The sequence below is a fragment of the Comamonas sp. B21-038 genome, from assembly GCF_022387135.1.
Classification (GTDB): domain Bacteria; phylum Pseudomonadota; class Gammaproteobacteria; order Burkholderiales; family Burkholderiaceae_C; genus Comamonas; species Comamonas sediminis.
Window position 1 is genome coordinate 4,861,762 of record NZ_CP092462.1, and the last position, 25,739, is coordinate 4,887,500.

A 25,739-nucleotide genomic window follows, 5' to 3' on the forward strand; every position below is an offset into this window, starting at 1 on the left:
GTTCCTCGTTGATGGGCCATTGCATGCTGGTGCAGCAAGGGCCTGGGTGCCACCGCCCCATGCGGACGGCACAGCCAGCAATATAACCAAACGGGTACGGAGCTGGTCATGCGCCCGGTCAGGTAGCTTCAAACGATACTGTCAGGCCCAGCCAAACGCGACCGGGCGGGGCTGGGCACAGGGGCTCAGCGCGCTGCGGGCGCCTGCGGTTGGGCCACAAAGCCCATGCGGCTCAGGCCGGCGGTTTGCGCCGCATCCATCAGCTCGACGGCGCGGGCATAGGGCAGGCTCTGGTCGATGGACAGCTGCACCTCGGTCTGCGGATTGCGTTCGGCCTGCTGCTTGAGCAGGTCCTTGAGGGCGTCCATATCAGTAGCCTTGCCATCGGCAAACAACTCGCCCTGGGCATTGATCTGCACCGCAATCGCGGCGGGCGGGTTAGCCCGCGTGGCGCTGGCGGCCGGGGGCAGGTCCAGGCGAATCGAGGCGGCCAGCAAAGGGGCAGCCATGATGAAGATGACCAGCAGCACCAGCATCACATCGACCAGCGGCGTCACATTGATCGCGCTGATCGGCGGGCTGGCCGGGGTTTTGTTGAAGCGACCGAATGCCATGGTGCAAAAGGCTGGGTTGGCGGCGGCTCAGCGGCTGCCCACCAGCGCGATGGCGTCCACGGTGTTGTGGGCCTGCATGCCGGCGTAGGCCTGCGGCGCCTGGGCCGCCTGCTGCAAGGCCCAGGTCTGCATGTCGTGGGCAAAGCCTTCGAGCAGCTCCTCGACCTGCGCGAGCTTGCGGCCCAGCAGGTTGTAGGCCAGCACGGCCGGCAAGGCGACGGCCAGGCCGGCGGCGGTCATCACCAGCGCCTCGCCCACAGGGCCGGCCAGCTGTTCCAGGCTGACATGGTCTGCACCGGCCAATGCCGCCAGTGCCTGGTGGATGCCCCACACCGTGCCGAGCAAACCGACAAACGGGGCCGTGGCACCGATGGAGGCCAGCACCGTCTGCCCCCATTGCAGCCGGTGGCTGGCGCCATGCAGCGCCTCGCGCAGCACGCGGGTGGTTTGCACCTGGGCGCCGCTGGCCACGGCCAGGCTGTGGTGGGCGGCGGGCTCGGCCGCCACAATGTGCGCAATGGCATCGGCCACCGGCGTCAGCAAGGCGGCGCGGTCAATCTTCGGCAGCTCCAGGCGTGCCTGCTCCCAGCTGCTGGCCTGCCAGAAGGCGTCAGTGGCGCGCAAGGTGGCACCATGGGCGCGGCCCAGCCACCAGGCCTTGTAGAGAATCAGCACCCAGCTGGCGACGGACATCAGCAACAAGACCAGGGCCGTGGCCCGGGCGACGCCGTCTGCTTGCGAGAGCCATTGCCAGATCGTCATGGTTGGCCGTCCTTCTAAAAAGCGGGGTGGCTGTGCCGGGCTGGGTTTATTTCAGGCCGAGCACGTCGTACATGTCGAACAGGCCGGCCTTCTGGCGGGCCAGGTAGCGTGCGGCACGCAGGCTGCCATTGGCGTAGCCTGCGCGGCTGCTGGACTTGTGGGAGATCTCGATGCGCTCGCCATCGCCGGCAAACAGCACGGTGTGGTCGCCAACGATATCGCCGCCGCGCATGCTGGCAAAGCCGATGCTGTTGGCCACGCGCGCGCCGGTGTGGCCAAAGCGCTCGTAGACGGCGCGGTCGGCCAGCTGCGTGCCCTGGGCTTCGGCAATCACCTCGCCCATTTTCAACGCCGTGCCCGAGGGGGCATCGACCTTGTGCTTGTGGTGGGCCTCGACGATTTCGATGTCGTAGCCGCCTTCCTGCAAGGCCTTGGCCGCCATCTCCAGCAGCTTGAAGGTCACGTTCACGCCCACGCTCATATTGGGCGAGAGCAGGACGGCGGTCTTGTCTGCCAACTGGCGGATCTGCGCTTTTTGCGCGTCGCTGAAGCCGGTGGTGCCAATGACCACGCCGACGCCACGTTCCGCCGCCAGCGCCAGGTGCGCCAAGGTGCCTTCGGGGCGGGTGAAATCGATCAGCACATCCGCGCCCTGCAGGCCCTGGCCCAGGTCGGCGGTGATCTGCACGCCGGTGTTGCGTCCCAGAAAAGCGCCCGCATCGGTGCCCAGGCTGGGGTTGCCCGGCGCATCGAGCGCGCCGCTCAACTGCAGGTCGGGGCTGGCCAGCACGGCTTCGATCAGCATGCGGCCCATGCGGCCGCGGGCGCCTGCAATGGCGACGGCAATACGGGGACTGGTGGAGGAGGAGAGGGGGGCGGTCATGGATCGGATCCTGGGGCTCAAGCGGGCAGCATCTCAGCGGACATCGGACACGGCCCAAAGGCGGTGCTGGCTACCCGCTGCCAGCGCAGCGCGGGTGCATGCCAGCGCCATGGCATCAACGCTGGGGGGATTCCAGCGGCGGGTAGTTGGCGGGGGGCGGTGTGGTGATCGCGTCGCTGGTGCCGGTATCTGCACTGGGGGCTGGGGCGGACGAATCGGCCTTGTACTTGGCCAGCTCCTCAGGCGTCGCCTCCAGGCGTGGCACCTTGGGGTTCTTGATCGAGGTCGTGACCGAGGCTACGAACTCCTGCTCGCTGGGCATTTCATCGCCTTCAAAGCGCTCCAGACCGGTATCGTCGAAGTACACGGTAAAGCGGCGCTCCTGCTCCGGCACGCCCTTGCGCTTGATGGTGAACACGTAGTCCCAGCGGTTGGCATGGAACACGCTGGCCAGCAGCGGAGTGCCCAGCAGATCCTTGACCTGCTGACGGCTCATGCCTTTTTGCAGTGCGTCGACCTGCTCCTTGGTGATCACATTGCCCTGCACCACCTCCACCTTGTAGGGGGTGATGGCGCTGGCGAACTTACGGCTGGCTTCATTGAAGGAGCCGCAAGCGGCCACACTGGCGCCCAGGGCCAACAGCGCCGCCATGCGGACACCGGAACGAACAAATTCAGGCATGGTTATAGACATAGCGATATGATCGGCCATTGTAGCGGCTGGTCTCCAGGCCTTCTCCAGAAGTCCGTATACCAATCGGGCCCACTTGAAAGACCTTGTTATGAAAAATATTGAAGAACTCAAAAGCACTGGCCTCAAGGCCACGCTGCCCCGGCTGAAGATTCTGGATATCTTCCAGAACGGTGCGCAGCGCCACATGACGGCCGAAGATGTGTTCCGCGTGCTGCTGGAAGAGCGCTCCGATATCGGTTTGGCGACCGTCTACCGCGTGCTGACCCAGTTCGAGCAGGCCGGCATCCTGATCCGCAGCAACTTCGAGAGTGGCAAGGCCGTCTACGAGCTCAACGAAGGCCAGCACCACGACCATTTTGTCTGCACCAGCTGCGGCAAGGTCGAGGAGTTCTATGACCCCGAGATCGAAAAGCGCCAGCAGTCGATTGCCAAGAGCAAGGGCTGGATCGTGCATGACCACTCGATGGCGCTGTATGGCCAGTGCGCGGAGTGCGCGGTCAAGGCCAAATAAGCACAGCCGCCCACCGTTGCCCGTCAACCCCTGAAAAGCGAAGCGCCCCAAACGCTTCGCTTTTTACGTTTTGCACACATAGCTTTACAGCAGCGCGACGGTGCAGGCGCACCATGGGGCCCTCTGCACCAGGTTTCCAGATCCCATGCGCTCCTACCGACTGCTCACCCTCAGCGCCGCCGCCTTGGCAGGCACCTTGTGGCTCAGCGCCTGCGCTTCCCACTTACCACCGGATGCGGCCAGCACACCGGCGGCGCTGCCCGATACGCCATTGAGCGCCGCCCAGCGCCAGCAGTGGCTGGACCGTGTCAGCTGGGGCGCCAGCGACAGCGCCGACCGGCAGTTGCAGCGGCTGGGCCTGCAGCGCTGGCTGGACCAGCAGCTTGCACCGCACCAGCCGCCACGCCTGCCGGAGCCGGCCCAGCAGCACATCGCGGCCTTGGAAATCAGCCAGCGCAGCATGCAGGATCTGCAGCGCGGCATTGCCGCCCAGCGCCAGGCAGCACGCACGGCCACCGAGCAAGGCCAGGGAGAGGGCGAGGGAGCGCGCCTGCGCCAGGAGGTGCAGAGCCACCTGAACCAGCTCGCTGCCCAGGCCCAGCAGCGCCAGGTGCTGCGTGCGCTGTACTCGCCGGCCCAGTTGCAGGAGCAGATGACCTGGTTCTGGATGAACCACTTCAATGTCAGCACGCGCAAGGCCGAAACCCGGCTCTGGATTGGCGATTATGAGGAGCGGGCGATTCGCCCGCATGCCCTGGGCAACTTCCGCAGCCTGCTGGAGGCCAGCATGCGCCACCCGGCCATGCTGCTGTACCTGGACAACGCCAGCAATGCCAAAGGCCATATCAACGAAAACTATGCGCGCGAGCTGCTGGAGCTGCACACGATGGGCGTGGGCAGCGGCTACACCCAGGCCGATGTGCAGGCGATGGCCCATGTGCTGACGGGGGTGGGATTCAGTACCCGCGATGCCGATGCGCCGCCGCCCCGCCTGCCACCGGCGCTGCAGGCCGATTACCGGCGCGAAGGCTTTTTCGAGTTCAACCCCAACCGGCACGACTATGCGCCCCAGGTGCTGCTGGGCCAGCCGCTGCGGGCCAAGGGGCTGGCGGCGGTGGACGAGGCGCTGGACCGCATCGTGGCCTCGCCCGCCACCGCGCAGTTCATCGCGCGCAAGCTGGCGGTGTTCTTCATCAGCGACAACCCGCCACCCGCCCTGGTGCAGCGCACCGCAGCGGCCTTTGCCCGCAGCCATGGCGATATTGCCGCGACCTTGCGCAGCCTGCTGACCGCGCCCGAGGCGCTGGCCCAGCAAGGCCAGCGCTTCAAGGATCCGATGCACTATGTGCTGGGCGCCGTGCGCCTGGGCTATGACGAGCGTGTCGCCAGCGATGTGCGGCCGGTGATCGGCTGGATCAACCGCCTGGGCCAGCCCATCTACGGCCATGAGACGCCGGATGGCTATCCCGCCTCGCAATCGGACTGGGCCAGCTCCGGCCAGATGGCGGCGCGCTTCGATGTGGCGCGGCAGATCGCGACCCGCAGTGCCGTGCTGTTCCGCGCCGAGCCCCAGGCGCCGCTGGAGCAACCCCCGTACCCCGATCTGGCACAGCGCGCAACGGCGCAGGCCCGTGTGGCGCAGTGGAGCGCGGCCTCCCGCGAAGCGCTGGCCAAGGCGCGCAATGTGCCCGACTGGAACACCTATTTTCTCTCTGCTCCCGAAATGATGGTCCGCTGACGAGGTACGCCATGCAAAGACGCCACTTTCTCTCTGCCGCCGCCAGCCTGCCGCTGGCCTTCAGTCTGGCGCGCGCCCGCGCCGCCGCGCCCCGCAGCGATACACCGCGCTTTTTGCTGGTGTTCCTGCGCGGCGCCTATGACAGCAACAGCCTGCTGGTGCCCACGCACAGCGATTTCTACTACGAGGCGCGCCCCACGATCGCCATTCCGCGACCGGGCGAGGCCAACGGCGCGCTGCCGCTGGATGCGCGCTGGGGCCTGCACCCGGCGATGGAAGGCAGCGTGCTGCCGCTGTGGCAAAGCAGGCAGGCCTGCTTTGTACCGTTTGCCGGCAGCGATGACCTCTCGCGCAGCCATTTTGAAACCCAGGACTCGATCGAGCTGGGCCAGCCGCTGGATGCGCACCAGAGCTTTCGCACCGGCTTCATGAACCGATTGGCCCAAACCTTGCAGGGGCGCAGCGACCTGGCGCCGATGGCGTTTACCGCGCAGTTGCCGCTGTGCATGCGCGGGCCCGCCCGCATTGCCAACACCGCGCTGGCCAATGTGGGCAAGGGCGGCGTGGATGCCAACCGCAGCCGCGCCATTGCCGCCATGTATGCCGGCACGGCGCTGGCGCCTGCCGTGAACGAGGGCTTTGCGGTGCGTGAGGCCGTGCTGCGCGGCATGGAGATGGACAAGGCCGGGCGCGATGCGATCAGCGCCAAGGGCTTCAGCCTGGTGGCGCAGCGCATGGCCACGTTGATGCGGGACCAGTTCGACCTGGGCTTTGTCGATGTGGGCGGCTGGGACACCCATGTGAACCAGGGCAACGCCAGCGGCAACCTGGCCAACCGGCTGGACGACCTGGGCCGTGGCCTGGCCGCCTTCGCGCAGGAGATGGGGCCCGAGCCCTGGCGCCATACGGTCGTGGCGGTGATCAGCGAGTTTGGCCGCACCTTCCGCGAAAACGGCAACAAGGGCACCGACCACGGCCATGGCACGGCGTACTGGATGCTGGGTGGGGGGCTGTCGGCGCAGGCCGGTGGCCGGATCGTGGGCGAGCAGATGGACGTCAGCGAGGCCCATCTGTTCCAGAACCGCGACTACCCGGTGCTCAACGAGTACCGCAGTGTGCTGGGCGGCCTGTTTGCACGCATGTATGGCCTGTCGCCGGCGCAGTTGCAGCAGGTGTTCCCGCAGGCCCAGGTCAAGGATCTGCGGCTGGTCTAAAACGGCTGGAGGATGCCCCCGGTGGGCTAGAACTCACGCCCGCTGGCCATGGCCTTGCGGTGCCGGTCGACAAACTCCTGGTAGGTGTCGATACCGCGCAGCTGCAAGATGGTGTTGCGCACGGCCGCTTCCACCAGCACGGCGATATTGCGGCCGGCCACCACCTGGATGACCACCTTCATCACCGGAATGCCCAGCACATCCTGGGTCAGCGGTGCGGCAGGCAGGCGGTCGTAGTCGCGCTCCATGGTTTCCTTGCGCACCAGGTGCACGATCAGCTTGAGCCGCATCTTGCGGCGCACCGCCGTTTCGCCAAAGATCGCGCGGATATCCAGCAGGCCGATGCCGCGCACCTCCAGCAGGTTCTGCAGCAGGTCGGGGCACTTGCCTTCGATCGTGGTCTGGTTGATGCGGTACAGGTCCACGGCGTCATCGGCCACCAGGCCATTGCCGCGGGTGATCAGCTCCAGGCCCAGCTCGCTCTTGCCCAGACCGGATTCACCGGTGATCAGCACGCCCATGCCGAGGATGTCCATGAACACGCCGTGCATCGTGGTGCGGTCGGCGAAATGCTTGGACAAAAAGGCCCGCAGCACATCGATGACAAAGGCGGCCGATTCCTTGGTGGAGAACATCGGGATGTGCGCGCGCTCGCACATCGACAGCAGTTCATCGGGCGCACCCTGGCCATCGGCCAGCACCAGCACCGGCGGCTCCAAGGTCACGATGCGCGCAATGCGGCGGCGGCAGTCCTCGGTGGTGGAGTTGGTCAGATAGGCGATTTCGCGCTCGCCCAGCACCTGTGCGCGGTAGGGGTGGATGTAGTTGAGGTAGCCCACGAGATCGGCGCTGGAGCGGGCGCTGCGCACTGCCACTTCGTCAAAGCGGCGCTCGGAGGCGCCCAGGCCCGCCAGCCATTCCCAGCGCAGCGACGCACGGAACTCCTCGAACAACACATCGGCGCTTACGACATTGGGTTTCACGGTGCAGTCCTTTCAAAGCCAGGGCGCGCACAGCAAAGCTGCCCGCCAGCGCCCAAGCCTAGCAGGAAAAAGTCTTGAGGTGAGGGATCAGCGCCTGAGAGTACACACCGGCGCGCGGCGCTCAGGCGTGGGCAGTGGAGGTGTTGTTGGCAGACGATTGCCAGGTGTCGATCATCTGGTGCAGCTGCTCGGCATTGGTGCTGGCCTTCATCTGCTCGCGCAGGCTGGCATTGGACAGCAGCTCGGCAATCTCGCCGAGGATTTCCAGGTGCTGCTGGGTGGCAGCCTCGGGCACCAGCAGGAAGATCAGCAGGTTGACCGGCTGCTCATCCGGGGCGTCAAAGCCAATGGCGCGCTCGAGCTGGAACACCGCAGCCATCGGGGACTTGAGTCCCTTGATGCGCCCATGCGGAATGGCTACGCCATGCCCCAGACCGGTGGAGCCCAGTCGCTCACGTGCAAACAGACTGTCGGTGACCAAGGCGCGCGAGAGACCATGGAGACTCTCGAACAGCAGGCCCGCTTCTTCAAATGCACGTTTTTTACTGGAAACATCCACACTCACTAGCACTTGAGCTGGAGGCAAAATAGAGGCAAGACAGTTCATAGTGAAGTGCGGCAATATGGCTAGCTACTGAGAGCATGATCAAACGAACGCAGCAACACCTGGATGCAGGTGTTGCTGCACGTATTATCGGTCAGTACGCAAAGAGAATGTATTTCCTCGGCAAAAAGCAGAGGGTTTACGCCATTGCCTGCCGCAGCGCATCGCTGTAGTGAGATTGAACACGTTGCTTGTGACGGGCGACCATGCGGTCCAACCTGTCCACCAAAGCATCTACCGCGGCGTACAAATCATGGTGAGAGCACTGAACGCACAGTTCGTCGCCCTTGACCCGCAAATTGCACACCACACGCTGCCGTTTCTCCTTTTCCTTTTGCTTTTCCACTGAAAGTAAAACTTTGGCATCCACCACCTGGTCAAAGTGTCGCGTAATGCGCATCAGCTTGGATGTTACATATTCGCGCAGCGCCGGGGTCACCGCCAAATGGTGACCGCTGATCGTCAGGTTCATGAACAAGTCTCCTTCTGCAAACCAAGAAAAGTGACTGGGTCTGTTGGAACCCAGGCCACCCCGAGGGGGAAACACATGCATGCGTGTAAACCATGATGCGCCTTGACCTACAAAATTGCAAGTCTATGACAACCCGGATCGCTGGGTTTCTGTGCGCTCGGCGGGCGGTTGGGGCAGAGTGCTTGTTACAAATTACGGTTCGGATGCTGCAAAAAACGGAGGGCGCAGGCGCAGTGCGGGCCGCTGCCGGCGCAATTGCAACCGGAGGCAAGCAGCGGTGTTTCTGTGCGTCGGCACGTAATGGCCTACGTGTTCGCGGCGCCAGCACCCAATACTGCACTGCAATTCAAGGCATCCCGCCGGTGCGGGCGAGGCATTGGAGGGTGGCCGACTACAATCGAGCGCTTGCCTTGCCGAGGTAGCGCGGCTGTCCGTGCCTTCCGTCTTCACGCAGGGTGCCTGTCCATAGTTCTGCATCACCATGACCCAGCCCGTACCTTCTGCACTGCATACCTCCAAGCTCCATTCCTTGCCCCTGCTGGCCCGCGGCAAGGTGCGTGACAACTACGCCGTCGGCAGCGACCGCATCCTGATGGTGGCCTCGGACCGTCTGTCGGCCTTTGACGTGATCATGGGCGAGCCCATTCCTGGCAAGGGTGCGCTGCTGACGCAGATGGCGCTGTACTGGTTCGACAAGCTGGGCGATATCTGCCCCAACCATCTGACCGGTGAAGCGCCGGAGTCAGCCGTGCAGCCTGATGAAGTGCCCCAGGTGCAACTGCGCTCCATGCTGGTCAAGCGCCTCAAGCCGGTGCCGATCGAGGCGGTGGTGCGTGGCTACCTGGCTGGCAGCGGCTGGAAGGAATACCAGGAATCGCAAGCGGTCTGCGGCGTGCCGCTGCCCGCGGGTCTGGTCAACTCCGCCAAGCTGGCCGAGCCCATCTACACGCCAGCGGCCAAGGCCGAAGCCGGCGAGCACGATGAAAACATCACCTTTGAGCGCACCGTCGAGATGGTGGGCCCCGAGCTGGCCGCCCAGATCCGCGACATCAGCATCGCCATCTACAAGAAGGCTGCCGAGATTGCGCTGACCAAGGGCATGATCATTGCCGACACCAAGTTCGAGTTCGGTCTGGATGAAGACGGCAAGCTGGTGCTGATGGACGAGGTGCTGACGCCCGACAGCTCGCGCTACTGGCCGGTGGAAGGCTATGCCGATGCGCTGGCGACCGGTGCCAACCCCCCCAGCTACGACAAGCAGTTTGTGCGTGACTGGCTGGAGCAGGCCAAGGTCAACGGCAAACCCTGGGACAAGACGGCACCGGCACCGCGCCTGCCGCAAGACGTGATCGACAAGACGGCGGCCAAGTACCGCGAAGCGCTGGAGCGCCTGACGGCCTGACGGCCTGGCCGTTGGTGGGCGACTGCGCCGCTGCCCGCTCAGGCGGTGGCGCTCAGCCTGGCATCGGCCTTTTTCAGCCACAGGCGCAGGCTGTCGACCAGGTCTTTGCGGCTGAACGAGCAGCTCTCCTCATCAAACAGCGCGCTGGATTCGAGACGGTCCAGCAGCTGCAGCAATACTTCCTGGAACTGCGGCGGCAGCGCGCCGAGCAAGTCGGTGTAGCTGCGTGCCTGCTGGCTCAGGGCCGCTGCATCCATGTGGCCGGCCTCGAAATGGTCCAGCCCGTCTTGTAAGGCGCCCAACTGGCGCAGCGCGGCGGATTGCATCGTGGTCTCCTGGTGGCTCAATATGGCATCAGTGTAGAGGCCTTTGCGCCGCTGGGGATGCTCTGCAAAACCCTCGCCAAGCGGGATGGACGCGGATCGCCCGAGCCCGGGTTCAGACCATGGCAGGGAGTTGTGCAGAGCGACCCCAGTGCCTGGGAGTTGCCTGGGGCCATTGGTGTCGGCACCGCTGCCCGGGCGCAAATGCCCGACAATAGCCCCCCATGAATGCCCTGAATATTTCGGAAACCATGCAGGCCCTGGGGCTGCAGGCCAAGCAAGCCTCTGCCCAGATGGCCAAAGCACCTTCTGCCATCAAAAACAAGGCCTTGCTGGCGCTGGCGCGTTTGCTGCGCAGCCAGACCGAGGCCTTGCAGGCCGACAATGCCAAGGATCTGGCGCGTGCGCAGGCCAACGGCCTGTCGGAACCCATGGTCGATCGCCTGCGCCTGACCCCCAAGGTGCTGGAGACCTGCGCCCAAGGCTGCGAGCAGCTGGCGGCCATGGCCGATGTGGTGGGTGAGGTGAGCGGCATGAAGCAGATGCCCAGCGGCATCCGCGTGGGCCAGATGCGCGTGCCTTTGGGCGTCTTCGGCATGATCTATGAGAGCCGCCCCAACGTGACCATCGAGGCGGCCAGCCTGTCGATCAAGAGCGGCAATGCCTGCATCTTGCGCGGCGGCTCCGAAGCCATCGATTCCAACAAGGCGCTCGCGCGCCTGGTGGAGCAGGCGCTGCTGGAAGCCGGCCTGCCCGCCACCGGCGTGCAGCTGGTGCAGACCACCGACCGCGAGGCCGTGGGCCAGCTGATTGCGATGCCCGAATATGTCGATGTGATCATTCCGCGCGGCGGCAAGGGCCTGATCGAGCGCATCAGCCGCGATGCCAAGGTGCCGGTGATCAAGCACCTGGACGGCAACTGCCATACCTATATAGATGCGCCTTGCGATCTGGACATGGCGGTCAAGGTGACCGAAAACGCCAAGACCCAGAAATACAGCCCCTGCAATGCGACGGAGAGCCTGCTGGTGGCGCGTGCGGTGGCGGCCGATTTTCTGCCCCGCATTGGCGCGGTGTTTGCAGCCAAGGGCGTGGAGATGCGGGCCGATGCCGAGGCACTGGCCTTGCTGCAGGCTATGCCGGGCGCCCGCCTGCAGACGGCGACGGAGCAGGACTGGTCCGAGGAGTACCTGGCGGCTGTCATCAGCATCAAGGTAGTGGCTGGTGTGGAAGAGGCGATTGCCCATATCAACCACTATTCCAGCCACCATACCGATGCGATCATCACGCGTGACCACATGCATGCGCAGCGGTTTTTGCGCGAAGTGGATTCGGCCAGTGTCATGGTCAACGCCAGCACACGCTTTGCCGATGGCTTTGAATACGGGCTGGGTGCGGAGATCGGCATCAGCACCGACAAGTTCCACGCCCGTGGGCCTGTGGGCATCGAGGGCCTGACCTCGCTGAAATACATCGTTCTGGGCGAAGGCGAAGTGCGCGGCTGAGCGCACTGGGCGGCTGCCGGCTGGGCGGCCCCTTCTTTGCAGGCCGGCAGCCCCGTGCCCACGTTATGATGCGGCCATGCCAGGCCGCTTCCTAGCGGCTGGCGCCTCATGCTATGAAAATTCTGATCCTCGGCGCAGGCCGCGTCGGCGAGAGTGTCGCCGAAAGCTTGCTGAGCGAAAAAAATGACATCACCGTGGTCGACACGGATGGTGTGCGCCTGCGCGATCTCGAAGCCCGCTTCGATCTGCGCGGCGTCGTGGGCAACGGCATCAGCCCCGAAGTGATGGCCGAGGCCGGCGCAGCCGACACGGACATGCTGATCGCCTGCACCTCCCAGGACGAAACCAACCTCACCGCCTGCAAGGTGGCCCAGGTGCTGTTCAATATCCCGACCCGCATCGTGCGGGTGCGCTCGGTCGCGCTCAAGAGCCATGCCGAGCTGCTGTCGGATACCGGCTTTGGCGTGACGCATGCGTTCTGCCCGGAAGAGGCGCTGATGGGCTATATCGGCAAGCTGGTGACCTACCCTGAGGCGCTGCAGGTGCGTGAATTTGCCCAGGGCCATGTGGCGCTGGCATCGGTGCGCGCGCGTGGCGGCGCGCCGGTGGTGGGCTTGAGTGTGGCCGATGTGCGCCAGAACCTGCCCCATGGCGCGATCCGGGTCGTGGGCGTGTACCGGCGCTTTCACCATGAGGCCGACCGCCTGGTGCCGACCGAGGGCAGCACCCGCATCGAGCCGGGGGATGAAGTATTCGTGCTGTCGGAGAAGGACAACCTGGGCGATGTGCTGGCAGCTTTCAACCGCCAGGTGGGTGAGCAGGCCGAGGTGGTGCGCCGTGTGATGGTGGCCGGTGGCGGGCGCGTGGGCATGCGCCTGGCGCGTGCGCTGACCAAGGAGTCGCGGCGCTTTCAGGTCAAGATCATCGAAAAGAGCGAGGACCGCTGCGTCTACCTGGCCTCGCGCCTGCCCTCCGATGTGCTGGTGCTCAAGGGCGATGCGACCGACGAGACCTTGATGGAGAACGAGAACGTCGAAGATGTGGATCTGTTCGTCGCCATCACCGATGACGACGAAGACAACATCATGTCCTGCCTGCTGGCCAAGAAGCTGGGGGCCACCCGGGTGCTGGCGCTGATCAATCGCCGCACCTATGCCGACCTGATGCACGGCACGCAGATCGACATTGCGCTGTCGCCCGCGCAGGCCACCCTGGGTGAGCTGCTGGCCTATGTGCGCCAGGGCGATGTGCAGGCGGTGCACAGCCTGCGCCGGGGGGTGGCCGAGGCGATCGAGATTGTGGCGCGCGGTGACGCCAAGACCTCGCGGGCCGTGGGCCGGCGTGTGGGTAGCCTGCGCCTGCCGCGTGATGTGCATATCGGCATGATCGTGCGCGGCCTGCCCGAGCCCGATGCGCGCAACACCAATGGCAGCGAGGCGGCCGAGCGCGATGACGACGAGCGCGATGACGAGAAGGTGGAGGTGATCGTGCCGACCAGCGGCACCATCATCCAGAGCAATGACCATGTCATTCTCTTCTTGCCCAACAAGCGGCTGGTGCATGAGGTCGAGGCCCTGTTCCGTGTCGGGGTGACCTTTTTCTAGGCACGGCCGATGACTGACCTTCGACCCGTGCTGCGCGTATTGGGCATTTTGCTGCTGATGTTTGGCGGCACGATGGCTGTGCCTGCGGTCTCCTCGCTGTGGCTCGACGACGGGGTGTTTGGCGTCTACCCGCTGACCATGGGCATTACCTGGGCCTGCGGTCTGGTGCTGTGGTGGATGGCGCGGCATGAGCAGCGTGAGCTGCAGGCGCGCCACGGCATCATGCTGGTCGCCTTTGTGTGGATGGTGTTTCCGCTGTTTGCAGCGCTGCCGCTGTACCTGGGTTTCGAGCGCATCGACCGCGCGCTGAGCTGGCAGCATGCCTATTTTGAAGCGGTCTCGGGACTGACCACCACTGGCTCCACGGTGCTCAACCATGTGGATACCTTGCCGGTGTCTCTCAATATCTGGCGCACGTTTTTGCAGTGGATGGGGGGCATGGGCATCCTGATTCTGGCCGTGGCCATCCTGCCGATGATTGGCATGGGCGGCAGCCAGCTCTTCCGCGCCGAGGCCGCCGGCCCGGTGAAGGACACCAAGCTCACGCCGCGCATGGCCGAGACCGCCAAGGGGTTGTGGGGCGTGTATGGCCTGTTTTCGGTGCTCTGCGCGCTGGCCTACTGGCTGGCGGGCATGACGCCGCTGGATGCGGTGATGGTCATGTTCACCACGGTAAGCCTGGGTGGGCTGACGCCGCACGATGCCAGCTTTGCCTATTTCAATTCGCCGCTGATCGAGGGGATCTGCACGGTCTTCATGCTGCTGGCCAGCTGCAACTTCGCGCTGTATTTTGTCGCCATCCGCAAGCGCAATGCCTGGGTGCTGTACCGGCAGCCGGAGTTCCGCGCCACCATTGGCACCTTGCTGGGTGGCGGCTTGCTGGTCGCGGCGCTGCTATGGTTCAAGGGGGTGTATGGCCCGCTGGAGTCGCTGCGCATGGGCGTTTTCCACACGGTGTCGGTGGCCACCACCACCGGTTATGCCGCCGTCGATTTTGGCTTGTGGCCGCCCTTTGCGCCGGTTTTCATGCTGCTGCTGTCGGGCGTGGCCACCAGCGCAGGCTCGACCGGCGGCGGCATCAAGATGATCCGCATGCTGCTGCTGCTCAAACAAACCCGGCGTGAAATGCGGCGCCTGGTGCATCCGAACGCGGTGCAACCGGTGACGGTCGGGGGCCTGGCGGTGGATGAGCGGGTCATCTTCTCGGTGCTGGCCTTCATGCTGGTCTACTGCGCGACGATTGCGGTGCTGACCATGGCCTTGCTGTTCACGGACATGGATCTGCACAATGCGCTGGGAGCGGTACTTGCCAGCGTGAACTGCGCCGGTGTAGGCTGGGGTGATCTGGGCCCCAGCAACAATTTTGCCGGGCTGACCAGCTTTCAGCTGAGTGTGACTACCTTGGGCATGCTGATGGGCCGGCTGGAGATTCTCAGCTTTCTGGCGCTGTTGACGCCAGCGTTCTGGCGAAGGTGAGTGCTTGCTAGGTAGGGCGGTCGCAAAGTTCTGATGACTTTGGCCCTCAACTCTCTACAATTGGTACTCAATTGTTTTTTGCTCGTTTTTTTTGAGCCCTCAAACAGTAATTCATTTATGGTCCCGAATCTCATAACAGCCCTAACGGGGCCCATCAACGAATTGGAACAGCGCATGCTCGATGCCATGCCCGCGATCGAGCGCTGGTTCCGCCTGGAGTGGATGGAGCATACGCCTCCGCTCTATTCGTCGGTGGATATCCGCAATGCCGGCTTCAAGCTCGCACCGGTCGATACCAATCTTTTTCCTGGCGGTTGGAACAACCTGACGCCCGAGATGGTGCCGCTGGCCGTGCAGTCGGCGATGGCTGCCATTGAAAAGATCTGCCCCGAGGCCCGCAACCTGCTGATCATCCCCGAGAACCAGACGCGCAACCCCCAGTACCTGGCTAATCTGGTGCAGCTACAGCATATCTTCTCGATGGCGGGCCTGAACGTGCGCATCGGCTCGATCGACCCGGAAGTCAAGGAGACCATCAAGCTCAAGGTCGGCAACAAGGACCTGGTGATCGAGCCGGCGCTGCGCCATGGCCGCCGTGTGGGGCTGAAGTATTTTGATCCCTGCACGATCTTGCTGAACAACGACCTGTCGACTGGCGCGCCCGGCATTCTGGAAGAGGTCTACGAGCAGTTTGTGCTGCCGCCGCTGCATGCTGGCTGGAGCGTGCGCCGCAAGAGCCGCCATTTCCAAAGCTACGAAGAGGTGGCCAAGCGCTTTGGCAAGCTGATGGGGATCGACCCCTGGCTGATCAACCCGATGTTCAGCAGCCGCAAGGGCGTCGACTTTACCGATGGCAGTGAGCATGCACTCGATGAGTTGCGTGAAGATGTCGACGTGATGCTGACCAAGGTGCGGCGCAAGTACAAGGAGTACGGCATCAAGGAGACGCCCTTTGTCGTCGTCAAGGCGGACAACGGCACCTACGGCATGGGCGTGATGAGCGTGCATGACGCCAAGGAGTTGCGTCAGCTGTCGGTCAAGACCAAGAACCAGATGTCGCTGGTCAAGGATGGCCAGCAGGTCCATGACATGATCATCCAGGAGGGGGTGCAGACCGTCGAGCGCATGGACAAGGAAGCGGCCGAGCCGGTGGTCTACATGATTGACCGCTATGTGGTCGGCGGTTACTACCGTGCCCATTCCGACAAGGGCGCGGAGGACAACCTCAATGTGCCGGGCGCGCATTTCATCCCGCTGTCGTTCGAGCACGGCATCTCGCCCGGTGACTCGGTCGGGGCCAGCGCACCCAACCGCTTCTATATGTATGGTGTGGTGGCGCGCCTGGCGATGCTCGCCGCCAGCTATGAGCTGGAGGCGACCGACCCGGACGCCGAAATCTACGACTGAGCCTGTTCAGGCGTTCGTTCCAACTTCCATTGCAGCCCGCTGCTGATCCGCCATCCGGACTTGTCCGTATGCGCGGCCTCACTGCGGGCGCAACAACAGGCGCACAATGCAAACCAATCCACTACAAGCATGCCTGATGCGGCATGGCACAAAGGCTTGATGTGCAAAACAGCAATAAATCCGCACTGCCCGCGCTGACCCTGGGCGCCATCGGGGTGGTGTATGGCGATATCGGCACCAGCGTGCTGTACTCGCTCAAAGAGGTGTTCGGCTCCGGCCATGTGCCCTTCACGCACGACAACGTCTATGGCGTGCTGTCCATCCTGTTCTGGACCCTGACCCTCATCGTCTCGCTCAAATACGTGGTCCTGGTGCTGCGGGCGGACAACAACGGCGAGGGCGGCCTGATCGCGATGCTGGCGCTGGCCTCGCAAGCGGTCAAGGACAAGCCCAAGCTGCGCTCGGTGCTGATGCTCGTTGGCATCTTTGGCACCTGTCTGTTCTATGGCGACGGTGTGATCACACCAGCGATCTCCGTGCTCTCGGCGGTCGAAGGTCTGGAGGTGGTCTCGCCCGGCTTCAAATCCTGGGTGATTCCACTCACCCTGGTGGTCCTGCTGCTGTTGTTCTGGGTGCAAAAGCGGGGCACGGCAGGCATTGGCAAGTTCTTCGGGCCCATCATGGTGGTCTGGTTTCTGTGCATTGCCGCCTTGGGGGTCTGGAACATCGTGGACCACCCGCAGGTATTGTGGGCGCTCAGCCCGCACCATGCGCTGGGCTTCATTGTGCGCCATCCGGGCATCAGTTTCATCATTCTGGGCGCCGTGGTGCTCTGCGTCACCGGGGCGGAAGCCCTGTATGCCGACATGGGGCACTTTGGCCGCAAGCCGATCCGGCTGGCCTGGTTCAGCATTGCGATGCCCTCGCTGGTGCTCAATTACTTTGGCCAGGGCGCGCTGGTGCTGGAGAACGCAGAAGCGGTAAAGAACCCCTTCTTCATGCTGGCGCCGGGCTGGGCGCTGCTGCCGCTGGTGCTGCTTGCGACGATGGCCACGGTGATTGCCTCGCAGGCGCTGATCACCGGCGCCTTCAGCGTCACCAAGCAGGTCATCCAGCTGGGCTACCTGCCGCGCATCCAGATCCTGCACACCAGCGTGCGCGACACCGGGCAGATCTACATCCCCTTTGTGAACTGGAGCCTGTTCCTGACCATTGTGCTGGCGGTGATTCTGTTCAAGTCCAGCAGCAATATGGCGGCGGCCTACGGGATTGCAGTGACCCTGGACATGACCATCACCACGGTGCTCACCTTCTTTGTGCTGCGCTATGGCTGGAAATATGCGCTGTGGATGGCGCTGGCGCCGACGGTGTTCTTCTTCTGTATCGATATCACCTTCTTCGCTTCTAATCTGCTCAAGCTGCTCGATGGCGGCTGGTTCCCGCTGGCCATCGGCCTGTGCCTGTTCGTCGTGATGATGACCTGGAAGCGCGGACGGGAGTTGGTCTACGAAAAGCTGCATGCCGATGGCATCGATCTGCAGGGCTTCCTGCAGATGGTGCTGCACACCCCTCCCACCCGGGTGCCGGGCACGGCGGTCTTCCTCACATCGGATGCCCATGTGGTGCCCACCGCGCTGCTGCACAACCTCAAGCACAACAAGGTGCTGCATGAACAGAACATGTTCGTCCACATCGTCTACCACGAGGTCCCCTGGATCGGGCTGGAAAAGCGCGCGGTGATCGAGCCGCTCGGAGGCGACTGCTGGCGCGTGCAGCTGAACTACGGCTTCAAGAACGATGTGGATGTGCCCAATGCATTGCACCAGCTGCGCGGCCACGGCTGCGATACCGGGCAGATGGTGACCAGCTACTTCCTCTCGCGCGATGTGTTCGTGCCCACGGATAAGGCCAGCGCCGGCATGGCACCTTGGCGGCAGAAGTTGTTTGCCCAGATGCACCACAATGCAGCAGGTGCGGCAGAGTTCCTGCTGCTGCCGAGCAACAGCGTGGTGGAGCTGGGCTCCAAACTCGAAATTTAACCAGCCAGGGCTCTGGATCCGCTGCGCGCACGCCAGGCCAGCGAACACCGTGGCGGGGCGAAAGGGTGTATGCGGTTTTTCAAGGACATGAGCGCATCGGCGCTCATCGCAGGCTTTGTCACGGTGCTGGTGGGCCTGACCAGCTCCATCGCGATTGTGTTCCAGGCGGCGCAAAGCTTTGGCGCCACGCCCGCGCAGGTCTCGTCCTGGGTCTGGTCGCTGGGCGTTGGTGTGGGCCTGTGCTGCTGGGTACCCAGCATCTTGCTGCGCAAGCCGGTGGTAGTGGCCTGGTCCACCCCCGGGGCGGCCGTGCTGGCTACGGCCGGAGCCACCGGCGCGTTTGGCATGGGGGACGCGATCGGCGCCTTCATCATCAGTGCCATATTGATTGCGGTAGTGGGCATGACGGGCTGGTTCGAGCGGCTGATGAACCGCATCCCAATTGCCATCGCCTCGGCCCTTTTGGCGGGCGTGCTGACCCGCTTTGGCCTGGATGCCTTTGCCGCCGCGCAGACCAATACCTGGCTGGTGGTGGCCATGCTGGTCACGTACCTGCTGGGCCGGCGCCTGCTGCCGCGCTATGCGGTCATGCTCACCTTGGCAGTCGGCATTGTGGTGGCGCTGCTGCAGCACAAGATCCAGTGGTCTGCCGTGCAGCCGGGCCTCACGATGCCGGTGTTCACCATGCCCAGCTTCAGCTGGCAGGCCGCCATCAGCCTGGCGCTGCCGCTGTTTGTCGTCACGATGGCCTCGCAGAACCTGCCAGGTGTAGCCATCATCCGGGGCTCCGGCTATGACCTGCCCATCTCCAAGCTGATCACGATGACGGGTATGACCACCTTGCTGCTGGCACCCTTTGGCGCCTTTGGCATCAACCTGGCGGCCATCACGGCCGCGATCTGCATGGGGCCGGAATCCCACCCCGACCAGGCGCGGCGCTATGTGGCGGCCGTCGTGTGTGGCGTGATCTATGTGCTGATCGGCTGGTTCGGGGTCGTCATTGCGGGCCTGCTGACCGCATTCCCGCACGAGCTGGTGGTGGCGATTGCCGGCATTGCGCTGCTGGGCACCATCGGCGGCGGCCTGCACACTGCGCTGCAAGGCGAGCAATACCGCGAAGCGGCGCTGATCACCTTCCTGGTAGCGGTGAGCGGCGTGACAATAGCCGGAGTGGGATCAGCCTTTTGGGGCGTGGTCGCAGGCAGCCTTGCGCTTTTTGTGCAACATTACGGCAAGCGCCGCTCCGCTTGAGCGCGCCTAGTTCTGTCCGTTTCTGCTTGCATATCCCTCCGCTGGGCGTGCAAGGCCATTGAATACACAGGGCGGCCACCAGGCCGCCAACCCACACCATGCATATCCTCTTTGTTGCCGATCCGCTTGAGTCCTTCAAGATCTACAAGGACAGTACCTTTGCGATGATGCGCAGCGCCCAGGCGCGCGGCCACCGCATCACCGTCTGTGAGCCAAGGCATATCCACTGGATCAGCGGCCAGAAGGTCTCCGCCCAAGTGCGCGACATTGTGCTGACGGGTGACGAAGCGCGCTGGTTCGATGAGGCACCCGGCCGCCGTGCCGAGCTGGCCGAGTTCGACGCCATTGTCATGCGCAAGGATCCGCCCTTCGACAGCGAGTACTTCTATGCCACCCATTTGCTGGGCCAGGCGGAGCGCGAAGGCGCCAAGGTCTTCAACAAGCCAGCGGCTTTGCGCGACCACCCCGAAAAGCTGGCGGTGATGGAGTTTGCCGAATACGCGCCGGTGACCCTGGTCACCCGCAGCGCCCAGGATATCCGCGACTTCCACGCCCAGCACAAGGACATCATCCTCAAGCCGCTGGACGGCATGGGTGGCATGGGCATCTTCCGCGTCGGTGCCGATGGCATGAACCTGGGCAGCATCATCGAAACCCTGAACCTGGACGGCGCCCAGAGCGTCATGGTGCAAAAGTACCTGCCCGAAATCACCAAGGGCGACAAGCGTGTGCTGATCATCGGCGGCGAGCCGGTGCCGTTCTGCCTGGCGCGCATCCCGCAAGGCAATGAAGTGCGAGGCAACCTGGCGGCCGGCGGCAAAGGCGTGGCACAGGCGCTGGAGCCCGAGGACCGCGCGATCGCCGAACACATCGGCGCGCGCCTGGCCCCCCGTGGCTTGCTGCTGATCGGTCTGGACATCATTGGCCACCGCATCACCGAGATCAATGTGACCAGCCCGACCTGCTTCCAGGAGATTGAACAGCAGGCAGGTTTCCCGGTCGGTGACATGTTCATCGAAGCGCTGGAAAAAGCCGTTGCCGGAGCCGTCTGACACACGGCTGCAAAAAACTCCGACGTTTTCCTGGAGCCCCGGGAAAACGCCTATACAATAGCGTCTATCGACAGCACGATGCCTTGCAAAGCTGCCAGACTCGAAAGAGGGCGGTTCGCAAGGTTTGTTTTTTTGAGGTGCTGACAAGGGGATGGCGGAGACGCTAAAAACTTTGTCAAACAGTTCAAAAAGCTGTGCTACAATACAAGGCTTCGCTGATCGCGGCGAAGGGGATCCAAGAGGTTGATGCTTCTGGGTCAGGTCTTTAAAAATTAACAGCCGATAAGCGTGGGCGTTTGGTGGCGATTGCCATATGTTCTTCGGAGCAAAACAAGCGCTCACTTTAAACAGTAATGAGGAAGACTTCGGTCTTCTTGATTCCGTCAAGTGAGTGAGTAGTCGAGAGACTTTAAATTCAAGATCGAACTATAGAGTTTGATCCTGGCTCAGATTGAACGCTGGCGGCATGCTTTACACATGCAAGTCGAACGGTAACAGGTCTTCGGACGCTGACGAGTGGCGAACGGGTGAGTAACACATCGGAACGTGCCTAGTAGTGGGGGATAACTACTCGAAAGAGTAGCTAATACCGCATGAGATCTAAGGATGAAAGCAGGGGACCTTCGGGCCTTGCGCTACTAGAGCGGCTGATGGCAGATTAGGTAGTTGGTGGGATAAAAGCTTACCAAGCCGACGATCTGTAGCTGGTCTGAGAGGACGACCAGCCACACTGGGACTGAGACACGGCCCAGACTCCTACGGGAGGCAGCAGTGGGGAATTTTGGACAATGGGCGAAAGCCTGATCCAGCAATGCCGCGTGCAGGATGAAGGCCCTCGGGTTGTAAACTGCTTTTGTACGGAACGAAAAGACCTTTTCTAATAAAGAGGGTTGATGACGGTACCGTAAGAATAAGCACCGGCTAACTACGTGCCAGCAGCCGCGGTAATACGTAGGGTGCGAGCGTTAATCGGAATTACTGGGCGTAAAGCGTGCGCAGGCGGTTATGTAAGACAGAGGTGAAATCCCCGGGCTCAACCTGGGAACGGCCTTTGTGACTGCATGGCTAGAGTGCGGCAGAGGGGGATGGAATTCCGCGTGTAGCAGTGAAATGCGTAGATATGCGGAGGAACACCGATGGCGAAGGCAATCCCCTGGGCCTGCACTGACGCTCATGCACGAAAGCGTGGGGAGCAAACAGGATTAGATACCCTGGTAGTCCACGCCCTAAACGATGTCAACTGGTTGTTGGGAATTAACTTTCTCAGTAACGAAGCTAACGCGTGAAGTTGACCGCCTGGGGAGTACGGCCGCAAGGTTGAAACTCAAAGGAATTGACGGGGACCCGCACAAGCGGTGGATGATGTGGTTTAATTCGATGCAACGCGAAAAACCTTACCCACCTTTGACATGTACGGAAGTGACCAGAGATGGACATGTGCTCGAAAGAGAACCGTAACACAGGTGCTGCATGGCTGTCGTCAGCTCGTGTCGTGAGATGTTGGGTTAAGTCCCGCAACGAGCGCAACCCTTGCCATTAGTTGCTACGAAAGGGCACTCTAATGGGACTGCCGGTGACAAACCGGAGGAAGGTGGGGATGACGTCAAGTCCTCATGGCCCTTATAGGTGGGGCTACACACGTCATACAATGGCTGGTACAAAGGGTTGCCAACCCGCGAGGGGGAGCTAATCCCATAAAGCCAGTCGTAGTCCGGATCGCAGTCTGCAACTCGACTGCGTGAAGTCGGAATCGCTAGTAATCGTGGATCAGAATGTCACGGTGAATACGTTCCCGGGTCTTGTACACACCGCCCGTCACACCATGGGAGCGGGTCTCGCCAGAAGTAGGTAGCCTAACCGTAAGGAGGGCGCTTACCACGGCGGGGTTCGTGACTGGGGTGAAGTCGTAACAAGGTAGCCGTATCGGAAGGTGCGGCTGGATCACCTCCTTTCTGGAAACAAAGCAATCAAGATTGAACGCCCACACTTATCGGTTGTTGGAACACAAGCCAGGCGGCTAGCTTACAAGAGCTGGTTGCGTGGAATGGGTCTGTAGCTCAGCTGGTTAGAGCACTGTGTTGATAACGCAGGGGTCGTTGGTTCGAGCCCAACTAGACCCACCATTACGGTTCCGACGGATGGCATATTGATTGGCTAGAACCAAGCAGTGCAAGGCGCGAATGACGAAGCATACTTACGTATGTGAGGAAGTAGCAACGCCGCAATGCGCAGGTTATAGGCGATCAAAGGGGGATTAGCTCAGCTGGGAGAGCACCTGCTTTGCAAGCAGGGGGTCGTCGGTTCGATCCCGTCATCCTCCACCAATACTTGGTTATCAAACCAGATTCCGATAAACACTTATCAAGATTGACCTTAAGTGGTCATCAACACCAAAGCAGTTTGGCGACAGACTGTTTTGTTGTTGAGCGATATAGATCGCATAACACGGCTGTTCTTTAAAAATTCATAGAGTCGAAAATCAGCGTTGCTGGTGGAAAGCAGAAATTCGTAAAGGTTTTACTGCACCGTGCCACCAGCAACAATTTGATTGCGTCAAAACGAATGAAACTTTGCGAAAGCAATTTTTATTCAGTAATGACGAATATTCTTCAAGAATGTGGACTTGGGCAACCAGGTTTACAGCAAAGATATTCACATTACGGCATAACGCGCGAGGTGAGAGACCTCGCAAAGCAGTTGCTTGCTTCTTGAGCTAAGAGATCTAGCGATAGATATCAAAGTTATAGGGTCAAGTGACTAAGAGCATGTGGTGGATGCCTTGGCGATGATAGGCGACGAAAGACGTGATAGCCTGCGATAAGCTTCGGGGAGTTGGCAAATAAACTTTGATCCGGAGATTTCTGAATGGGGGAACCCACCTAGCAATAGGTATCACTGAGTGAATACATAGCGCAGTGAAGCGAACCTGGAGAACTGAAACATCTAAGTACCCAGAGGAAAAGACATCAACCGAGATTCCGATAGTAGTGGCGAGCGAATTCGGAAGAGCCTTGCAGTGATAGTCAGTGTGTTAACAAAACGGAATGGAAAGTCCGGCCATAGTGGGTGATAGCCCCGTATGTGAAAACGCATTGGTGGTACTAGGCTGCAGACAAGTAGGGCGGGGCACGAGAAACCCTGTCTGAATATGGGGGGACCATCCTCCAAGGCTAAATACTCATCATCGACCGATAGTGAACAAGTACCGTGAGGGAAAGGCGAAAAGAACCCCGGGAGGGGAGTGAAATAGATCCTGAAACCGCATGCTTACAAAAAGTCGGAGCCCTTAGGGGTGACGGCGTACCTTTTGTATAATGGGTCAGCGACTTACATTCAGTGGCAAGCTTAACCGAATAGGGAAGGCGCAGAGAAATCGAGTCCGAATAGGGCGACAAGTCGCTGGGTGTAGACCCGAAACCAAGTGATCTATCCATGGCCAGGATGAAGGTGCCGTAACAGGTACTGGAGGTCCGAACCCACTAGTGTTGCAAAACTAGGGGATGAGCTGTGGATAGGGGTGAAAGGCTAAACAAACTTGGAAATAGCTGGTTCTCTCCGAAAACTATTTAGGTAGTGCCTCAAGTATTACCTGCGGGGGTAGAGCACTGTTTAGGCTAGGGGGTCATGGCGACTTACCAAACCTATGCAAACTCCGAATACCGCAGAGTACAGCTTGGGAGACAGAGCACCGGGTGCTAACGTCCGGACTCAAGAGGGAAACAACCCAGACCGCCAGCTAAGGTCCCTAAAACGGGCTAAGTGGGAAACGAAGTGGGAAGGCTAAAACAGTCAGGATGTTGGCTTAGAAGCAGCCATCATTTAAAGAAAGCGTAATAGCTCACTGATCGAGTCGTCCTGCGCGGAAGATGTAACGGGGCTAAGCCAGTTACCGAAGCTGCGGATGCACAGTTTTGCTGTGCGTGGTAGGAGAGCGTTCTGTAAGCCTGTGAAGGTGTCTGGTAACGGATGCTGGAGGTATCAGAAGTGCGAATGCTGACATGAGTAGCGTTAAAGCGGGTGAAAAGCCCGCTCGCCGTAAGCGCAAGGTTTTCTACGCAACGTTCATCGGCGTAGAGTAAGTCGGCCCCTAAGGTGAGGCAGAGATGCGTAACTGATGGGAAACGGGTCAATATTCCCGTACCGATGTGTAGTGCGATGTGGGGACGAAGAAGGTTAGCTCAGCCAACTGTTGGATATGTTGGTTCAAGCCTGTAGTCGTGCTCGGTAGGCAAATCCGCCGGGCTAAGATGAGGGGTGATAACGGGTCTGCTTGCAGACGAAGTGAGTGATACCCAGCTTCCAGGAAAAGCCACTAAGCTTCAGCTACACACGACCGTACCGCAAACCGACACTGGTGCGCGAGATGAGTATTCTAAGGCGCTTGAGAGAACTCAGGAGAAGGAACTCGGCAAATTGACACCGTAACTTCGGGAGAAGGTGTGCCCCAAGTAAGTGAAGTTGAACAAATGGAGCTAAACGGGGTTGCAAAGAATAGGTGGCTGCGACTGTTTAATAAAAACACAGCACTCTGCAAACACGAAAGTGGACGTATAGGGTGTGACGCCTGCCCGGTGCTGGAAGATTAAATGATGGGGTGCAAGCTCTTGATTGAAGTCCCAGTAAACGGCGGCCGTAACTATAACGGTCCTAAGGTAGCGAAATTCCTTGTCGGGTAAGTTCCGACCTGCACGAATGGCGTAACGATGGCCACACTGTCTCCTCCTGAGACTCAGCGAAGTTGAAATGTTTGTGATGATGCAATCTCCCCGCGGAAAGACGGAAAGACCCCATGAACCTTTACTGTAGCTTTGTATTGGACTTTGAACAGATCTGTGTAGGATAGGTGGGAGGCTTTGAAGTGAGGATGCTAGTTCTCATGGAGCCAACGTTGAAATACCACCCTGGTGTGTTTGAGGTTCTAACCTTGGTCCATGATCTGGATCGGGGACAGTGCATGGTAGGCAGTTTGACTGGGGCGGTCTCCTCCCAAAGCGTAACGGAGGAGTTCGAAGGTACGCTAGTTACGGTCGGACATCGTGACGATAGTGCAATGGCATAAGCGTGCTTAACTGCGAGACTGACAAGTCGAGCAGATGCGAAAGCAGGACATAGTGATCCGGTGGTTCTGTATGGAAGGGCCATCGCTCAACGGATAAAAGGTACTCTGGGGATAACAGGCTGATACCGCCCAAGAGTTCATATCGA

Annotated in this window: 19 protein-coding genes, 2 tRNA genes and 2 rRNA genes (1 of these 23 running past the window's edge); 15 read left to right on the top strand and 8 right to left on the bottom strand. The window is 61.4% G+C overall.

Translation table 11 applies throughout. The annotated features are described in order from the left end of the window. Positions 1-185 precede the first annotated feature (185 nt). From MJ205_RS22145 to MJ205_RS22160, 4 genes are all read right to left on the bottom strand, one after another. Positions 186-614, bottom strand: a complete 429-nt coding sequence (locus tag MJ205_RS22145; RefSeq protein WP_239810396.1) for an ExbD/TolR family protein — start codon at positions 612-614, stop codon at positions 186-188. A 27-nt stretch (positions 615-641) separates the two neighbouring features. Then, entirely contained in the window at positions 642-1,376 is a 735-nt protein-coding gene (locus tag MJ205_RS22150) for a MotA/TolQ/ExbB proton channel family protein (RefSeq protein WP_239810397.1), read from the bottom strand. Positions 1,377-1,422: 46 nt separating this feature from the next. After that, the gene (dapB, locus tag MJ205_RS22155) at positions 1,423-2,259 is read right to left on the bottom strand and encodes a 4-hydroxy-tetrahydrodipicolinate reductase (RefSeq protein WP_239810398.1); all 837 of its coding nucleotides are present in this window, start codon (positions 2,257-2,259) and stop codon (positions 1,423-1,425) included. 115 nt (positions 2,260-2,374) lie between these two features. Continuing rightward, complete coding sequence (locus MJ205_RS22160; protein ID WP_239810399.1) at positions 2,375-2,941, bottom strand: outer membrane protein assembly factor BamE; 567 nt, start codon at positions 2,939-2,941, stop codon at positions 2,375-2,377. Positions 2,942-3,041: 100 nt separating this feature from the next. On the opposite strand from MJ205_RS22160, the gene fur reads away from it, so the two are divergent. From fur to MJ205_RS22175, 3 genes are all read left to right on the top strand, one after another. Further along, complete coding sequence (gene fur / locus MJ205_RS22165; RefSeq protein ID WP_021025553.1) at positions 3,042-3,464, top strand: ferric iron uptake transcriptional regulator; 423 nt, start codon at positions 3,042-3,044, stop codon at positions 3,462-3,464. A gap of 145 nt (positions 3,465-3,609) precedes the next feature. After that, positions 3,610-5,202 carry a DUF1800 domain-containing protein gene (locus MJ205_RS22170; protein WP_239810400.1) on the top strand — a complete coding sequence of 531 codons (1,593 nt, stop codon included), beginning with the start codon at positions 3,610-3,612 and terminating at the stop codon, positions 5,200-5,202. Positions 5,203-5,213: 11 nt separating this feature from the next. Then, a complete protein-coding gene (locus MJ205_RS22175) occupies positions 5,214-6,416 on the top strand; it encodes a DUF1501 domain-containing protein (protein WP_239810401.1) in 1,203 nt (400 codons plus the stop codon). Positions 6,417-6,442: 26 nt separating this feature from the next. Here MJ205_RS22175 and hprK read toward each other — a convergent pair whose 3' ends face one another. The 3 genes from hprK to hpf all read right to left on the bottom strand — a co-directional run bounded on the left by hprK (position 6,443) and on the right by hpf (position 8,475). After that, complete coding sequence (hprK, locus tag MJ205_RS22180) at positions 6,443-7,399, bottom strand: HPr(Ser) kinase/phosphatase (protein ID WP_021026712.1); 957 nt, start codon at positions 7,397-7,399, stop codon at positions 6,443-6,445. Between the two features lie 121 nt (positions 7,400-7,520). Next, on the bottom strand, positions 7,521-8,006 hold the full coding sequence (locus tag MJ205_RS22185; RefSeq protein WP_021026711.1) for a PTS sugar transporter subunit IIA: 486 nt from the start codon (positions 8,004-8,006) through the stop codon (positions 7,521-7,523). Between the two features lie 136 nt (positions 8,007-8,142). Beyond that, positions 8,143-8,475 (bottom strand): ribosome hibernation-promoting factor, HPF/YfiA family, encoded by a 333-nt coding sequence (gene hpf / locus MJ205_RS22190; protein WP_116927826.1) that lies wholly within the window; start codon positions 8,473-8,475, stop codon positions 8,143-8,145. 481 nt (positions 8,476-8,956) lie between these two features. On the opposite strand from hpf, the gene MJ205_RS22195 reads away from it, so the two are divergent. Further along, entirely contained in the window at positions 8,957-9,877 is a 921-nt protein-coding gene (locus MJ205_RS22195) for a phosphoribosylaminoimidazolesuccinocarboxamide synthase (RefSeq protein WP_239810402.1), read from the top strand. Between the two features lie 38 nt (positions 9,878-9,915). Here MJ205_RS22195 and MJ205_RS22200 read toward each other — a convergent pair whose 3' ends face one another. Next, entirely contained in the window at positions 9,916-10,203 is a 288-nt protein-coding gene (locus tag MJ205_RS22200; protein ID WP_239810403.1) for a hypothetical protein, read from the bottom strand. Positions 10,204-10,424: 221 nt separating this feature from the next. Here MJ205_RS22200 and MJ205_RS22205 point away from each other — a divergent pair, with 221 nt between their 5' ends. The 11 genes from MJ205_RS22205 to MJ205_RS22255 form a co-directional block, all read left to right on the top strand. Next, the gene (locus tag MJ205_RS22205; protein WP_239810404.1) at positions 10,425-11,705 is read left to right on the top strand and encodes a glutamate-5-semialdehyde dehydrogenase; all 1,281 of its coding nucleotides are present in this window, start codon (positions 10,425-10,427) and stop codon (positions 11,703-11,705) included. A gap of 113 nt (positions 11,706-11,818) precedes the next feature. Then, a complete protein-coding gene (gene trkA, locus MJ205_RS22210) occupies positions 11,819-13,309 on the top strand; it encodes a Trk system potassium transporter TrkA (protein ID WP_239810405.1) in 1,491 nt (496 codons plus the stop codon). A gap of 9 nt (positions 13,310-13,318) precedes the next feature. Next, the gene (locus tag MJ205_RS22215; RefSeq protein ID WP_239810406.1) at positions 13,319-14,785 is read left to right on the top strand and encodes a TrkH family potassium uptake protein; all 1,467 of its coding nucleotides are present in this window, start codon (positions 13,319-13,321) and stop codon (positions 14,783-14,785) included. 117 nt (positions 14,786-14,902) lie between these two features. Further along, the gene (gene gshA / locus MJ205_RS22220; protein WP_239810407.1) at positions 14,903-16,192 is read left to right on the top strand and encodes a glutamate--cysteine ligase; all 1,290 of its coding nucleotides are present in this window, start codon (positions 14,903-14,905) and stop codon (positions 16,190-16,192) included. A 143-nt stretch (positions 16,193-16,335) separates the two neighbouring features. Further along, complete coding sequence (locus MJ205_RS22225) at positions 16,336-18,231, top strand: potassium transporter Kup (protein WP_239810408.1); 1,896 nt, start codon at positions 16,336-16,338, stop codon at positions 18,229-18,231. A gap of 69 nt (positions 18,232-18,300) precedes the next feature. After that, positions 18,301-19,482: a benzoate/H(+) symporter BenE family transporter gene (locus MJ205_RS22230; RefSeq protein WP_239810409.1), complete on the top strand. Its 1,182-nt coding sequence runs from the start codon at positions 18,301-18,303 to the stop codon at positions 19,480-19,482. A gap of 98 nt (positions 19,483-19,580) precedes the next feature. Then, positions 19,581-20,534 carry a glutathione synthase gene (gshB, locus tag MJ205_RS22235; protein ID WP_239810410.1) on the top strand — a complete coding sequence of 318 codons (954 nt, stop codon included), beginning with the start codon at positions 19,581-19,583 and terminating at the stop codon, positions 20,532-20,534. Between the two features lie 423 nt (positions 20,535-20,957). Further along, positions 20,958-22,486: ribosomal RNA gene (locus MJ205_RS22240) — 16S ribosomal RNA — on the top strand. Positions 22,487-22,580: 94 nt separating this feature from the next. Next, positions 22,581-22,657: transfer RNA gene (locus MJ205_RS22245), tRNA-Ile, on the top strand. Positions 22,658-22,782: 125 nt separating this feature from the next. Then, a tRNA-Ala gene (locus MJ205_RS22250) sits at positions 22,783-22,858 on the top strand. A gap of 423 nt (positions 22,859-23,281) precedes the next feature. After that, positions 23,282-25,739, top strand: a 23S ribosomal RNA gene (locus MJ205_RS22255) (it continues 421 nt past the right edge of the window). The 16S and 23S rRNA genes sit together here with 2 tRNA genes alongside, the layout of an rRNA operon.

Excerpts from the sequence above, each read along its gene's own strand:
- MJ205_RS22145 (WP_239810396.1), bottom strand. The coding sequence starts at position 614 with ATGGCATTCGGTCGCTTCAACAAAACCCCGGCCAGCCCGCCGATCAGC.
- MJ205_RS22150 (WP_239810397.1), bottom strand. The coding sequence starts at position 1,376 with ATGACGATCTGGCAATGGCTCTCGCAAGCAGACGGCGTCGCCCGGGCC.
- dapB (WP_239810398.1), bottom strand. The coding sequence starts at position 2,259 with ATGACCGCCCCCCTCTCCTCCTCCACCAGTCCCCGTATTGCCGTCGCC.
- MJ205_RS22160 (WP_239810399.1), bottom strand. The coding sequence starts at position 2,941 with ATGCCTGAATTTGTTCGTTCCGGTGTCCGCATGGCGGCGCTGTTGGCC.
- fur (WP_021025553.1), top strand. The coding sequence starts at position 3,042 with ATGAAAAATATTGAAGAACTCAAAAGCACTGGCCTCAAGGCCACGCTG.
- MJ205_RS22170 (WP_239810400.1), top strand. The coding sequence starts at position 3,610 with ATGCGCTCCTACCGACTGCTCACCCTCAGCGCCGCCGCCTTGGCAGGC.
- MJ205_RS22175 (WP_239810401.1), top strand. The coding sequence starts at position 5,214 with ATGCAAAGACGCCACTTTCTCTCTGCCGCCGCCAGCCTGCCGCTGGCC.
- MJ205_RS22185 (WP_021026711.1), bottom strand. The coding sequence starts at position 8,006 with ATGAACTGTCTTGCCTCTATTTTGCCTCCAGCTCAAGTGCTAGTGAGT.
- hpf (WP_116927826.1), bottom strand. The coding sequence starts at position 8,475 with ATGAACCTGACGATCAGCGGTCACCATTTGGCGGTGACCCCGGCGCTG.
- MJ205_RS22195 (WP_239810402.1), top strand. The coding sequence starts at position 8,957 with ATGACCCAGCCCGTACCTTCTGCACTGCATACCTCCAAGCTCCATTCC.
- MJ205_RS22200 (WP_239810403.1), bottom strand. The coding sequence starts at position 10,203 with ATGCAATCCGCCGCGCTGCGCCAGTTGGGCGCCTTACAAGACGGGCTG.
- MJ205_RS22205 (WP_239810404.1), top strand. The coding sequence starts at position 10,425 with ATGAATGCCCTGAATATTTCGGAAACCATGCAGGCCCTGGGGCTGCAG.
- trkA (WP_239810405.1), top strand. The coding sequence starts at position 11,819 with ATGAAAATTCTGATCCTCGGCGCAGGCCGCGTCGGCGAGAGTGTCGCC.
- MJ205_RS22215 (WP_239810406.1), top strand. The coding sequence starts at position 13,319 with ATGACTGACCTTCGACCCGTGCTGCGCGTATTGGGCATTTTGCTGCTG.
- gshA (WP_239810407.1), top strand. The coding sequence starts at position 14,903 with ATGGTCCCGAATCTCATAACAGCCCTAACGGGGCCCATCAACGAATTG.
- MJ205_RS22225 (WP_239810408.1), top strand. The coding sequence starts at position 16,336 with ATGGCACAAAGGCTTGATGTGCAAAACAGCAATAAATCCGCACTGCCC.
- MJ205_RS22230 (WP_239810409.1), top strand. The coding sequence starts at position 18,301 with ATGCGGTTTTTCAAGGACATGAGCGCATCGGCGCTCATCGCAGGCTTT.
- gshB (WP_239810410.1), top strand. The coding sequence starts at position 19,581 with ATGCATATCCTCTTTGTTGCCGATCCGCTTGAGTCCTTCAAGATCTAC.